Below are 13049 nucleotides of genomic sequence, written 5' to 3'. Positions count from 1 at the left end.
CATGACTTTACTTAATCCGTACTTCGGCGAATTTGGCGGCATGTACGTGCCACAAATTCTGATGCCTGCGCTTATCCAGCTGGAAGAAGCTTTCGTCTCCGCGCAGCGTGACCCTGAATTTCAGGCCGAATTTATCGACCTGCTGAAAAACTACGCGGGCCGTCCAACGGCGCTGACGCTGTGTAAAAACCTCACGGCGGGCACCAACACCAAGCTCTATCTCAAGCGTGAAGACCTGCTGCACGGCGGCGCACACAAGACCAATCAGGTGCTGGGTCAGGCTTTGCTGGCAAAACGCATGGGCAAAACTGAAATCATCGCCGAAACCGGCGCGGGTCAGCACGGCGTGGCTTCGGCTCTGGCCTGTGCCCTGCTCGGCCTGAAATGCCGCATTTATATGGGTGCCAAAGACGTTGAACGTCAGTCACCGAATGTCTTCCGCATGCGTTTGATGGGTGCCGAAGTTATTCCGGTACACAGCGGCTCTGCGACGCTGAAAGATGCCTGTAACGAGGCGCTGCGCGACTGGTCGGGCAGTTACGAAACGGCGCACTACATGCTGGGCACGGCGGCGGGTCCGCACCCGTATCCAACGATTGTGCGCGAGTTCCAGCGGATGATCAGCGAAGAGACCAAGGCACAGATGCAGGAACGCGAAGGCTGCCTGCCTGACGCCGTCATCGCCTGCGTGGGCGGCGGTTCCAACGCGATCGGTATGTTTGCCGACTTTATCGATGACACGGCCGTGCGCCTGATTGGCGTCGAACCGGCCGGTTTGGGCATTGAAACCGGACAGCACGGCGCGCCGCTGAAACACGCGCCGGTCGGCATTTACTTTGGCATGAAAGCGCCAATGATGCAGACTTCCGAAGGCCAGATTGAAGAGTCTTATTCCATCTCCGCCGGTCTGGATTTCCCTTCCGTAGGCCCTCAGCACGCCTATCTCAACAGCATTGGTCGCGCCGATTACGTGTCGATTACCGATGACGAAGCATTGGAAGCCTTTAAGGCGCTTTCTCGCAATGAAGGCATTATCCCGGCGCTGGAATCTTCTCACGCGCTGGCTTATGCCCTGAAAATGATTAAAGAAGAGCCGGAAAAAGAGCAGATTCTGGTGGTGAGCCTTTCTGGTCGCGGCGATAAAGACATATTTACCGTGCACGATATTCTGACTGCTCGAGGAGAGATCTGATGGAACGCTATCAACAACTGTTCGCGCGTCTTGAGAGCCAGAAAGAAGGTGCGTTCGTGCCGTTCGTGACGCTCGGTGACCCGAATCCAGAGCTGTCGCTGGCAATTATCGACACCCTGATTGAAGCCGGTGCCGACGCGCTGGAGTTAGGCATTCCGTTCTCTGATCCTCTGGCCGATGGCCCGACGATTCAGAACGCCAATCTGCGCGCCTTTGCGGCTGGCGTAACGCCAACACAGTGCTTCGAGCTGCTGGCCAAGATTCGTGAAAAACACCCGACTATTCCGATTGGCCTGCTAATGTACGCCAATCTGGTGTTCCACAAAGGCCTCGACAGTTTCTACGCGCGTTGCGCAGAAGTAGGCGTTGATTCGGTGCTGGTGGCCGACGTTCCGCTGGAAGAGTCTGCGCCATTCCGTGCCGCCGCGATGCGTCACAACGTAGCGCCGATTTTCATCTGTCCGCCGAATGCCAGCGACGCCCTGCTGCGTGAAATCGCCTCACATGGCCGAGGTTATACCTACCTGCTGTCGCGTGCTGGCGTTACCGGTACTGAAAAGCGTGCAATCACCCCGTTGAATCACCTGGTGGATAAGCTGCGTGAGTTCCGCGCTGCGCCACCGCTGCAAGGTTTTGGGATCTCCGAGCCTTCTCAGGTGAAAGAGTCACTGGCCGCAGGCGCGGCGGGCGCCATTTCTGGCTCGGCGATTGTGCGGATTATCGAAAACAACCTTGATAACCCTGCCGAAATGCTGGCTCAGCTGTCGCGCTTCGTGACGGATATGAAAGCCGCCACTCGCGCGTAATCAAAACCGGCTCGACGCAAAGCCCCTCTCATCTGTGATAGGGGCTTTATTTTTTCACTATATTGCGCTTTTTTACGCCTCGAAACTGTACATCCTGCCTTTTTAAACCACACTTACTTCGCGCATCGTTTGTTATTCTTAATCAGACACTTGTCTGCACCATGGAATTAACACCAACTTGCCTTATTTTGTTGAATTTTAAGTTTCTTACATTATTGCTAAAACACATGCATGGAGAGTTAATTATGAAGCTTTTAAAGAGTCTTTCAGCTATTTGTATGGCAGCCGTTGTCGTGACTACTCTTGCAGCCTGTGCCCCAACACCGAAAAAAGAAGGCACCGGCGGTTATATTGATGACACCGTCGTCACCACCAAAGTGAAATCTGCCCTGCTGGCCGATGACAATATCAAATCGCGTGAAATCAGCGTCGAAACCTTTAAAGGTCGCGTACAGCTGAGCGGTTTTGTTACCTCTCCAGCTGAAGCAAGTCGCGCTGTATCTGTTACGCGCGGCGTAGCGGGCGTTAAATCTGTAGAGAACGACACGCAGGTTAAATAAATTATTTAACGCATCGTGAATGAAGAAAGGCGTCACTCAGTTGACGCCTTTTTCTATGGCAAATTTCAGGTTTTCAGGTTTTCACGTCCAAGTTTACACGTTTAGTTTTTCACGTCTGAACAGCCAAAACGCTTAGAACTTGTAACCCACGGCGAACATAAACACCCACGGATTAAGCTGGGTGCTGACCGACTGCTGCTGGCCGCCCGCCTTGAAGCGCGCGGTGGTGTCGATATCCATCCACCAAACCGACGCATTCAGCAGCCAATTCTGGTTAATGTTGTAGTCGACGCCGGCCTGCGTGGCCCATCCCCAGGAGTGTTTCATGCTGAGATCGCTAAGCCCGGCGTCAGAGCCGGTTTGATTAAAACGCGCATGATAAAAGGTGGTGTAGTTTACGCCCACGCCGAGGTACGGACGCAGTTTGTCTTCTTTAGTGCGGAAATAGTACTGCGCCATTAAAGACGGCGGCAGCTGGCGCACGGTGGCGATGTCACCCATGCCGTTGAGGCCGATTTTATGGCGAAAAGGCGTGGCGGCCAGCAGCTCGGTGCCGATATTGTCGGTCCACATATAGCCCAGCGTCAGGCCCATCTGCGTATCGTTACTGGCGTTAAAAGAGCCGAGTGAACCCAATACGCTCGGCGAATTGGCCGACGGTCTCACCGTGGCGGTTCCCACGCGCACGATAACATCTCCCGCCTGATTGGCACTGGCGACCGTTGGTAAGGCGGCTGCCGCTAAAAGTGCCCAATGTGCTGCTTTCATATCAATCCCTCGTTGTGATTATTTCGGGTATTTAGCCATACCCTGCAAAGATTATGCCGTAGCGAGTTCAGGTTTTTATATGAAAACAGATGTAATTGCACTTGGTTAAATTGATCTTAACCTGTTAAAAACAAAGGAAATGATCTAGATCAATTTATGGTGATTTTTGTTAATTTTTTTAACAAGCATTGGCCTTGATCAAATAACAAACAGTTGCGGAAAAAATGGCGGATGCGTAGGTTAGCTACTCACGATTGATTTTGGTTTTATGTCTCCGGTTACGGTAGCGTCCAGAAATGAGCGAAAAAGCGTTCCAGATAGGCATCCAAGAAAATCCCTGTATTTCCTGTGGCGCATGCTGCGCCTATTTTCGCGTTTCGTTTTATTGGGCTGAATCAGATGAGGCTGGCGGCGTGGTGCCGCAGGCATTAACCGAACAGGTCACGCCTTTTTTAAGCTGTATGAGTGGGACTAACGCGCGGGCTTCGCGCTGCGTGGCGCTGGAAGGTGAAATAGGCCAAGCCGTTTCCTGCTCTATCTATCTCAATCGCCCCACGCCCTGCCGCGAGTTTGATCAGTCTGGATTAGACGGCATCGCCAACGAAGCCTGCGATCGCGCACGGGCTCGTTATGGCATGCCGCCTTTGGAGACAGTTGATTTAGCAGGATTGTCAGCGTTTAAACCGGGGACAGAACCCGCTCGCGAAGTCCGGTAAATTGGCTGTAAACATCGTCGACGTGTACCAGACCGACATTGTCCGACGGGGCTTTAATAATTGCGCAAGGCACCTGCCACGGTCCCCAGTAATCAGCGTCGCTGTTACCAAACAGTGCCACCACGGGTTTTTGCACGCCCGCCGCAATGTGCAGCGCGCCGCCGTCGCTGGTGATTATCTGGTCACACAGTGACATCGCGGCCATTAGCTCGCGAATATTGCCCGTTGGCAACGGAATGAGGTTGATATCTTTACAGGCGTCGACAATCTGCTGTGCCTTGCTGTCATCGCCCGGATGCTCCGGATTATCTTCCGCGCCCGGCGACCAAAAGAGGATGATCTGACAGGCTTCGCGCGTCGAAAGTCGCTGGGCTAGCTGAATAAATTTTTCAACTTGCCAACGCTGCTGCGGCTTGCGGGCACTGATTTGCAGGCCATACACCGGTTTGCTGCGATCGACATGATACTTTTTGGCCATCTGCGCCACTTCATCTTCAGAGACGTAGAGCTCCAACGGGCCAGGCCGTTGATCGATACCCAGCGGTTTCGACAATCCGTTCAGTTGTTCGACAATATGCTGGCCTTTTTGGCGCGCAATCATGTCGGTAACACACTCGAGCGGCTTATCGCCGATGGCAATAATGCGTTTTGCGCCAGAGAGTTTGGCCCACTGTAATGGACGCTTGTCGGTACTGCCGACAATGGCCACGTCATAACGCGCGAAACGAATGGCGAGAATAGTTTTCAATCGCTGGAAATAAACGCCGAGCAGCGTTTGCCCGCTTTTACGGTGGTGAGACTTGCAATAAAGGTGCACTTTGCCGATGTGGGGATTGCCTTCCAGAACATCTTTATTGTAGGTATTTACCAGCAAGTCCAGCGTGGTATTTTTTTGGCCTGCCAACGTGGCAATAAGAGGCGTGGTGAGGATCAGGTCACCGATATTGTCACGTCTAATTAAAAGGATTTTCATATTCGCAGCTATGGTAAGAAAACTTCCTGCATCCTAGGTTTACAGAATTAAACAATCAAGCCAATTTACGCAAAAAGAGCTAAATTTCATTTAATTAGCTAACGATTGAATCTTTTTAACTTGCAATTGTCTCGAAAATAAAACCTTAAAATCCATTCGTTAAGGTGAAAATGGCTCTAAAATGGCGCGGATATAAAAGCAGCAAACGTAAGAGTTCGTAAGGAGCCGGTTTAGGCCGATTGGCCTGATGTCAGCAGGGCAATTACAGGGTACAATCGCGGTTTGGGATCAATAATAGATACTTTAGGAGTCTTCATGCCTATCACGGCCAGTACATTGTACCGTGACAGTTTCAATTTTTTGCGTAACCAGCTGGGCAGCATTTTGCTGATGTCCCTGCTGACCGCATTTATTACCGTCATTTTAAATCACACTTTCACGCCAAACAGCGATCAGCTTAGCCTGCTGACCAGCGGCAGCGATTCCCTTTCCGATACGGCGGGCATGAGTCTTCAGCAGATTATCCAGCAGATGACCCCCGAGCAGCAGATGGTGTTGCTTAAAGTCTCCGCTGCGGCGACCTTTTCGGCACTGATCGGTAACGTGTTGCTGGTGGGCGGCATGTTAACGCTTATCCAGCAAGTGTCGGCGGGTGCGCGTACCAGCGCCCTGCGCGCTATCGGCGCCTCTGCGCCTACTCTGCCTCGCGTGCTGCTGCTGATGTTCCTGTGTACGCTCATCGTGCAGCTTGGTTTAACTCTGTTTATCGTGCCGGGCCTGATTATCGCCGTCGCGGTGTCGCTGTCACCGATTATCGTCTCCACTGAAAAGCTCGGTATCTTCAAGTCGATTAAATTCAGCGCCAAGCTGGCTTTCGCCAATACCCGCGTGATTGTTCCTGCCATCATGCTATGGCTGGCGGCAAAAATGCTGGTGTTGCTGGCCGTGAGCCACCTGAAGTTTCTGGGTCCGGAAGTGGCGACCATTGTGCTGAGCGCGGTGAGTAATCTGATTTCGGCCTATCTGCTGATTTACCTGTTCCGCTTGTACAGCAAGCTGCGCAGTCAGGCAGAAGCCAGCATCAAATAATCGAATACGAGGGGCGTCGCAAGCCCCTCTTTTTATAGGGTCCTCTTTTGATGGCGAAACAGGATCCGGTATAGTCAGAGCTTACTTAAAATATGGAATGAAGTATGAAGCAGCTCCTTGATTTTCTTCCCCTGATTGTCTTTTTTGTCGTCTACAAGCTTTACGATATCTACGCCGCCTCCGGCGCACTGATCGCCGCGACCGCGCTGGCGCTGGTCTTCACCTGGATCAAATACCGCAAAGTTGAAAAAATGACGCTGATCACCTTCGTCATGGTCGCCGTATTCGGCACGCTGACGCTGGTCTTCCACGATGACCTGTTCATCAAATGGAAAGTAACCGTTATTTATGTGCTGTTCTCGGGCGCGCTGCTGGTCAGTCAGCTAATATTGAAAAAACCGCTGATTCAGAGAATGTTGGGCAAAGAGCTGACATTACCTGACGCGGTGTGGGGCAAGCTGAACATCGCATGGGCTATTTTCTTCCTGCTTTGCGGGCTGGCAAATATTTATGTCGCGTTCTGGTTACCTGAGAACGTATGGGTTAACTTTAAAGTGTTCGGCCTTACCGTGTTGACCCTGCTGTTTACCTTGTTAAGCGGTGTTTATATCTTTAGGCACATGCCCGAAGAAGAAAAAGAACAAAAAAAATAGTAATACCTCCGACGTATTACCTGACGTGCTTCCCGAACCTCAGGTAATGGACTTTTTTGAATGTGAATTTTTTCAATGTGAAGCCTATGAACGAAAAACATAAGTTACCCAATGGTGAGATGGTGTTACGCACCCTCGCCATGCCGGCCGATACCAATGCAAACGGTGATATTTTTGGCGGCTGGCTGATGGCGCAAATGGATATGGGCGGTGCTATTCAGGCCAAGGAGATTGCCAAAGGGCGCGTGGTTACCGTGCGCGTTGACGGCATGACATTCCTGAAACCGGTGGCCGTGGGCGATGTGGTGTGCTGCTACGCGCGCTGCATCAAGACCGGCAATAGCTCCATTACTATCAACGTTGAAGTGTGGGTAAAAAAGGTCTCTTCCGAGCCGATTGGTCAGCGTTACATCGCCACCGAAGCGGTCTTTACCTACGTTGCCGTCGACGGCGAAGGCAAATCTCGCCAGCTGCCCGAGGGTCGGAGCAATTTCAGCGTGGATTCCGATGCTTCACTTGATGACTAATTCGCTGTAATTGATTGAAAAGAAATTTGTTTCACATTTGAATCGACGTTTTGAATAGATGTTTGAATCGACATTTGAATAGATGTTTTGAATCGTCCTAATAAATAAGTAACAAATAAAAAAGTCGCGCCCGAGTTTTCGGCCGCGACTTTTTATTTTCTGATACTTATTACTGCTCATTAGTTAACTGCTTTACAGCCAGATTAACGACGGATGTGCTTGTCACCGTGAACGGTTTCACCGTTGGCAAGATGATGAGGCTGAGTACGACGACCCCACTCGCCGGCAAAACCGGCCACAATACCGCCAATCACCAGCAGAACGAAAGCAAACCAGCTAGCTTTAGAGAGTTCGGCAGCCGCTTTATCGGCGACTTCACGCGCTTTCTGTTCCGCATCGGCTTTCAGTTGCTGATACTTCTGGTAAGCCTGCTCATAGGTCTGCTGCGCTTTGGCAACAATCTGGTCCACTTCCTGGTCAGATTTACCGGTACGCGCCTTGATGATATTTTTCAGAGCATCAATGTCAGCCGCTTGCAGCGTGCTGCTGCCGCGCTGAACAACACCGCTAAACCACTGTTGCAGATCCTGGCTCGGTGCCTGAGAGCTGCCCGCCTGCTGTTCGGCAGAATTAGCGCCCTGCTGCGCCTGCTGTTGCAGGTTTTCAGGTTGCAGTTCCGGTTTACCCGTCTGACGTAAGGTGGTCGTTAACTCGTTTTGCAGGTCATCTAGATTAAAGTTCACCTTTTGCAGCTGATCTTTTACCATATTTCCCGCCTGCGGCATGGCGCTGGCAATACCGTTGCCCGCCGCTTTCAAGCCTTCGCCCGCCACGTTCATTACGCCGCCCACGGCGCTGCTAAATATTGTCACCACAAGATAGGCGGAAATTAGCGTCACTACGCCCCAAGAAAGAACGCCATGAAGTGCGCCCTCTCTGCGAGCTAAACGGCCAGCAAAATAAGCGCCCACGGCATAGGAGATAAGTGCACTCACCAGCATCCAGATTAATGCGCCTTTGCCTAATCCATCAAGCGGGTTTGATTCCTTAAGAGAATCTACGGTAGAAGCCCCAATAGCTGTACCCAGAAGAGATAAAAGCATATGCGTAATAATGGCAATGATTACGCCTGCAAAGATGGCACCCCATGAAATTCGTCGCGCATTATTATTACGATAAACGTCCGTAACAACTCCATCAGGAGACTGATAAAGAGTGGGATCATTATGCGTCATAATTATTTCCTCTATAAATTAATGACTTGAAGCGATAAATGGCCGTGTACACAGCTCGTTGACCAAGCTAAGTCAATCACATAAGCGGCAGCCGATAATCATTCAGAATAAAACGACGATATGAGAATGCGTTGTCCTTTTGTATTTACAATAAAAAGAACAAATCACTATCAATCAATTAGAGGATAGACAATAAATTTCATTTCGCGATAAAAAAACACGCGCGATGAGTCAAGATGAAAAAAAAGGGGCAAAACCTAAGCTTTGCCCCGTTATTTAATTCAATCGGCTGGCGGAAATTAATTAATCTTCTACGCCACCGCCGCCGCTCATTTTAAATACCAGTGTAACGGTAAGGTTTTTCGCCTCTTTAGCTTCGTAGCGCCATTTATTCATCGCCATTTTGACTTCGCGTTCAAACATATTTCGCGGTTCGGCAGAAAGAATTCTTATGTTATCGACTCGCCCGTCACTGTCGACGTCAAATTGCACTTTAACCCGCCCTTCGATTCGCAAGGCAAAGGCGCGTGCCGGATACTGCGGCTTGCTCCTGTCGAGCGGACGCGGACCACTGCTGCTGCCGGTGGTTTGCGCCGCAGGTTTAGCCGCTGGTGATACCGGGGCCTTTTGCGAACTAAACGGCGACGCTTCCGCTTTGGTCACCTGCTGCGTCTTCTCTACCGGGCGCGGCTGTGGCTGCGGCTTCGGTTTTGGCTTCTCGACCACTTTTTTCACAGGTTTTGGCTTCGGCTTAGGCTGAGGCTTGGGTTTCGGCAACGGCACTTCCACGGGCTGAGTGACGACCGGATCAGGTTTAATCTCGGGTTCTGGCTCAGGCTCGGGTTCTGGCTGTGGCTCTACAACTGGCTGCGGCGTTGGCGGCGGCGTAAAGACTTCCGGATTCACCATGCTGACGCTCATGACATGCTCTTCCTGCTTCGGCATTTTGGCGCTGTCAGTCATGGTGACATAGAGTAACGCGGCGATAAGTGCGCCGTGGATCCCGATTGAGAGGATCGCTGGCAACGTTATTCTGCGAATAATGGACTGATTGTTTAACGGCATAGCATCTGATAATGACATCGCTGTTGGCTGCTTAATGAGTTCGATTTCCCCGTGAATCCGCAAGTTTAAATGCAAATAGCAATCATATTCAATAAGGAGATGAAAACTATTCTCAAATACTGCATTTTTGATACATTCATGCGCTTTCACTTGGCACCAGGTTTCGCTATGTTAGAAGGCATTCGAATCTACTTACAAACAATCAAATAAGGTGAACCATGCTTTACGTAATCTATTCCGAAGATGTCGCTGACTCACTCGAAAAACGCCGTCTTGCACGCCCTGCGCATATTGCGCGCCTGCAAGAGATGAAAGCACAGGGCCGCGTGGTGCTGGGCGGACCTTTCCCTGCTATCGACAGTGAAGAGCCGGGCGATGCGGGCATGACGGGGTCGCTGGTCATTGCCGAGTTTGAAAGTCTTGAAGCCGCGAAAAGCTGGGCCGAGGTGGATCCTTACGTCGACGCTGGCGTTTATAAAAATGTCACCGTGAAACCCTTCAAGCAGACTATCTAACGTTTTTGCTTTACGACTAACGAAAACATCACGTTTTCATTTGAAGCAGGCTGGCCCTGCTTCTTACCTCTATTTATCCATACCTAGATTTCTTATCTGGATGTCTTAACGCTATTTCTTACCCTTCTCTCATTCTCACTTTTGACGCAACCTCTGGCCGATTTGTTTCCTTGCGTTATTAACCTCCAAGCTAAGCTGGCGCGTACGTGGTAGACTGTTTACCCCAACCTGCGAGGTTACCCCAATATGTCACTCTTCGACGGATTGAAGTTTTTGACCAGTAAATCCACTAAGGTCGTCTGCCCGCAATGCAAAGCTTCTACCGAACAAATCAGTGCCAAGGTGCGTAAAAATGCCACGCTCGTGTGCCCGAAATGCGGCGCGCTGTTCCGAGTGAATGATAAATAAGCGTTTTTTAAAGCATAGGCGTTTTGAAGCACAGAAGTTATTAAGCACAGAAGTTATTAAGCACAGAAGTTATGAAGCATAGAAGTTATGAAGCATAGAAGTTATGAAACAAAAAAAGGCGCTTTACGCGCCTGATGTCAGAACCCTTACCATCCGTGGATGACGTGGTACAACGCGAGATGCTGATGCTGCAGTGAGTGGATAGCTCGAATACGGTATATATGTCGATAACGTCGAGACTGGCCCTCAAGCCATCGGCTCTTTCTTTTCTGAGCCTGGCGCTTTAAACGCCAGCGAGCGACTTCATTTCTACTACGTTTCATACAACAACAATTCCTTTACCAAGGTCTCTGTTCAAATAGCGCGAATATTATAGATCAACCGCTCTCCTGATTGAGAGTTTTAGCTACGCTTAATAACATAATCAGGCCAAATATTACTTTTCCGACCTATTATTCAGCCGTAGCCGATTGAAGCCGAAGATAAAAATAGTTAAAAGGTTTAACCTTAAGCGCACTCTGCGTAAACTCCCCAAACTTGCACGCGAACAGGATCCTTCGCCCCTATGACGACATTTTATACAGTAATCAGCTGGCTGATGGTTTTCGGTTACTGGTTACTGATTGCCGGCGTAACCTTACGCATTTTGATGAAACGCCGCGCGGTCCCGTCCGCCATGGCCTGGTTATTAATTATCTTTATTATTCCACTGGTTGGCATTATTGCTTATCTGTCGTTTGGTGAATTGCATCTGGGCAAACGTCGCGCCGAACGCGCCAAGGCGATGTGGCCTTCTACCGCGCGCTGGCTTAATGACCTTAAAGGTTGGCATCGCATTTTCGCTACCGAAAATAGTGATGTCGCAAAATCGCTGTTTCAGCTTTGCGAACGTCGTCAAGGTATTGCGGGTGTAAAAGGTAATCAGCTGCAACTGCTGACCACCAGCGATGACACGCTTAAAGCGATAATGCGCGATATCGAACTGGCGCGGCATAACATCGAGATGGTGTTTTACATCTGGCAGCCCGGCGGTTTAGTCGATCAGGTCGCCGAGTCGTTGATGGCCGCCTCGCGACGCGGCGTGCATTGCCGCCTGATGCTTGACTCTGCCGGCAGCTTGCAGTTCTTCCGCAGTCCGTATCCGGCGATGATGCGCAACGCCGGTATCGAAGTGGTAGAGGCTTTGAAAGTGAACCTGTTCCGCGTGTTCCTGCGCCGTATGGATTTACGCCAGCACCGTAAAGTCGTATTGATCGATAACTACGTGGCCTATACGGGCAGCATGAACATGGTAGATCCGGCGCTGTTTAAACAGGGCGCGGGCGTTGGCCAGTGGGTTGACCTGATGGCGCGCATGGAAGGTCCGGTCGCGACCACCATGGGCATCGTTTACTCCTGCGACTGGGAAATCGAAACCGGCAAGCGCATTCTGCCGCCCGAGCCCGAGGTCAATCAAATGCCTTTCGAGCAGGAAAGCGGCCATACTATTCAGGTGATCGCCTCTGGGCCGGGCTTCCCTGAAGACATGATCCACCAGGCGCTGCTCACCGCCTCCTATTCAGCGCGTGAACAGCTGGTGATGACCACGCCTTATTTCGTGCCGAGCGACGATTTACTGCACGCAATTTGCACTGCCGCACAGCGCGGCGTTGACGTCAGCATTATCATGCCGATGAAAAATGACTCGATGATGGTCGATTGGGCAAGCCGCGCGTTCTTTAACGAACTACTTGAAGCGGGCGTGAAGATTTACCAGTTTGAAGGCGGCCTGCTGCATACCAAGAGCATTCTGGTCGACGGCCAGCTCAGTCTGGTCGGCACGGTCAATCTCGACATGCGCAGCCTGTGGTTGAATTTCGAGATTACGCTGGTGATCGACGACGCCGGTTTCGGCAGCGATCTCGCCGTAGTTCAGGAAGATTATCTGGCGCGTTCCCGCTTGCTGGATCCGAAAGAGTGGCTCCAGCGACCGTTCTGGCACCGTATCGTTGAACGCCTGTTCTACTTTTTCAGTCCGTTACTGTAAAAGCGGCAGCGAGAATGTTCTAATAGGCCCTGTGACAGGCCCGCCCTCAACTTTGGCCCCTGTCACGTCATCAACTATTAAATGAGAAGACTATGGATCTGAATAATCGCCTGACCGAAGACGAAACCCTTGAGCAAGCCTATGATATCTTCCTCGAACTGGCGGTAGATAATCTGGATCCTGCCGATGTGCTGATTTTCAACCTGCAGTTTGAAGAGCGCGGTGGTGCCGAGCTTTACGATCCGGCTGAAGATTGGGCTGAGCACGTTGATTTTGACCTCAATCCAGACTTCTTCGCGGAAGTGGTGATTGGTCTGGCCGATGCCGATGGCGAACCGATTAACGACGTCTTTGCGCGCGTACTGCTGTGTCGCGAAAAAGACCACAAGCTGTGCCATATTCTCTGGAAAGAATAATTTCCTGATTTTTTACAACAGCTTGTACACAAAAAAACCCCGCCAGCCAATGCCTGCGGGGTTTTCTTTTTTACGTCTATTTTCTGTTTAAAAACCAGAG

The 13049-nt window shown here is 50.9% G+C and carries 16 protein-coding genes; 11 read left to right on the top strand and 5 right to left on the bottom strand.

All coding sequences use genetic code 11. The features are described 5' to 3' along the window. Nucleotide 1 precedes the first annotated feature (1 nt). The 3 genes from trpB to SC206_RS19645 all read left to right on the top strand — a co-directional run bounded on the left by trpB (nucleotide 2) and on the right by SC206_RS19645 (nucleotide 2558). Entirely contained in the window at nucleotides 2-1192 is a 1191-nt protein-coding gene (gene trpB / locus SC206_RS19655; RefSeq protein WP_332740000.1) for a tryptophan synthase subunit beta, read from the top strand. Beyond that, the gene (gene trpA, locus SC206_RS19650; protein ID WP_332739998.1) at nucleotides 1192-1998 is read left to right on the top strand and encodes a tryptophan synthase subunit alpha; all 807 of its coding nucleotides are present in this window, start codon (nucleotides 1192-1194) and stop codon (nucleotides 1996-1998) included. Before trpB ends, trpA begins: the two co-directional genes overlap by 1 nt. A 245-nt stretch (nucleotides 1999-2243) precedes the next feature. After that, nucleotides 2244-2558, top strand: coding sequence for a BON domain-containing protein (locus tag SC206_RS19645; protein ID WP_045046667.1), 315 nt, complete (start codon nucleotides 2244-2246; stop codon nucleotides 2556-2558). A gap of 132 nt (nucleotides 2559-2690) precedes the next feature. On the opposite strand, the gene ompW is transcribed toward SC206_RS19645, so the two are convergent. Further along, nucleotides 2691-3326 carry an outer membrane protein OmpW gene (ompW, locus tag SC206_RS19640; protein WP_332739994.1) on the bottom strand — a complete coding sequence of 212 codons (636 nt, stop codon included), beginning with the start codon at nucleotides 3324-3326 and terminating at the stop codon, nucleotides 2691-2693. Nucleotides 3327-3622: 296 nt separating this feature from the next. Here ompW and SC206_RS19635 point away from each other — a divergent pair, with 296 nt between their 5' ends. Beyond that, nucleotides 3623-4042: a YkgJ family cysteine cluster protein gene (locus SC206_RS19635; RefSeq protein WP_332739993.1), complete on the top strand. Its 420-nt coding sequence runs from the start codon at nucleotides 3623-3625 to the stop codon at nucleotides 4040-4042. Here SC206_RS19635 and SC206_RS19630 read toward each other — a convergent pair. Next, a complete protein-coding gene (locus SC206_RS19630) occupies nucleotides 4005-5015 on the bottom strand; it encodes a glycosyltransferase family 9 protein (protein ID WP_332739992.1) in 1011 nt (336 codons plus the stop codon). The genes SC206_RS19635 and SC206_RS19630 overlap by 38 nt on opposite strands. Before the next feature lie 315 nt (nucleotides 5016-5330). Between SC206_RS19630 and SC206_RS19625 the strand changes: the two genes are divergently transcribed. The 3 genes from SC206_RS19625 (at nucleotide 5331) to yciA (ending at nucleotide 7284) form a co-directional block, all read left to right on the top strand. After that, complete coding sequence (locus tag SC206_RS19625; protein WP_332739991.1) at nucleotides 5331-6104, top strand: YciC family protein; 774 nt, start codon at nucleotides 5331-5333, stop codon at nucleotides 6102-6104. Nucleotides 6105-6208: 104 nt separating this feature from the next. Then, complete coding sequence (locus SC206_RS19620; RefSeq protein WP_332739990.1) at nucleotides 6209-6757, top strand: septation protein A; 549 nt, start codon at nucleotides 6209-6211, stop codon at nucleotides 6755-6757. Between the two features lie 86 nt (nucleotides 6758-6843). Further along, the gene (gene yciA, locus SC206_RS19615) at nucleotides 6844-7284 is read left to right on the top strand and encodes an acyl-CoA thioester hydrolase YciA (protein ID WP_332739989.1); all 441 of its coding nucleotides are present in this window, start codon (nucleotides 6844-6846) and stop codon (nucleotides 7282-7284) included. Between the two features lie 203 nt (nucleotides 7285-7487). Here yciA and SC206_RS19610 read toward each other — a convergent pair whose 3' ends face one another. After that, a complete protein-coding gene (locus tag SC206_RS19610) occupies nucleotides 7488-8519 on the bottom strand; it encodes a hypothetical protein (RefSeq protein ID WP_332739987.1) in 1032 nt (343 codons plus the stop codon). Between the two features lie 303 nt (nucleotides 8520-8822). Then, a complete protein-coding gene (locus SC206_RS19605) occupies nucleotides 8823-9584 on the bottom strand; it encodes an energy transducer TonB (protein ID WP_442976150.1) in 762 nt (253 codons plus the stop codon). Nucleotides 9585-9802: 218 nt separating this feature from the next. Here SC206_RS19605 and SC206_RS19600 point away from each other — a divergent pair, with 218 nt between their 5' ends. Together SC206_RS19600 and SC206_RS19595 are read left to right on the top strand one after the other, a co-directional pair. After that, on the top strand, nucleotides 9803-10099 hold the full coding sequence (locus SC206_RS19600; protein WP_332739983.1) for a YciI family protein: 297 nt from the start codon (nucleotides 9803-9805) through the stop codon (nucleotides 10097-10099). A gap of 246 nt (nucleotides 10100-10345) precedes the next feature. Then, the gene (locus SC206_RS19595) at nucleotides 10346-10507 is read left to right on the top strand and encodes a YnfU family zinc-binding protein (protein WP_332739981.1); all 162 of its coding nucleotides are present in this window, start codon (nucleotides 10346-10348) and stop codon (nucleotides 10505-10507) included. Between the two features lie 146 nt (nucleotides 10508-10653). Here the strand turns inward: SC206_RS19595 and SC206_RS19590 are convergent, their stop codons facing one another. Beyond that, nucleotides 10654-10830 carry a YciY family protein gene (locus SC206_RS19590; protein WP_152623567.1) on the bottom strand — a complete coding sequence of 59 codons (177 nt, stop codon included), beginning with the start codon at nucleotides 10828-10830 and terminating at the stop codon, nucleotides 10654-10656. A 242-nt stretch (nucleotides 10831-11072) separates the two neighbouring features. Here SC206_RS19590 and cls point away from each other — a divergent pair, with 242 nt between their 5' ends. Beyond that, a complete protein-coding gene (gene cls, locus SC206_RS19585) occupies nucleotides 11073-12533 on the top strand; it encodes a cardiolipin synthase (protein WP_332739975.1) in 1461 nt (486 codons plus the stop codon). A gap of 92 nt (nucleotides 12534-12625) precedes the next feature. Then, nucleotides 12626-12949 (top strand): HI1450 family dsDNA-mimic protein, encoded by a 324-nt coding sequence (locus tag SC206_RS19580; RefSeq protein WP_332739973.1) that lies wholly within the window; start codon nucleotides 12626-12628, stop codon nucleotides 12947-12949. Nucleotides 12950-13049: the final 100 nt, after the last annotated feature.

It is taken from the genome of Rouxiella sp. T17, assembly GCF_036663475.1.
GTDB lineage: Bacteria > Pseudomonadota > Gammaproteobacteria > Enterobacterales > Enterobacteriaceae > Rouxiella.
The sequence above is the reverse complement of the archived record's forward strand: the minus strand, read 5'-3'. Positions and strand labels throughout refer to the sequence as shown.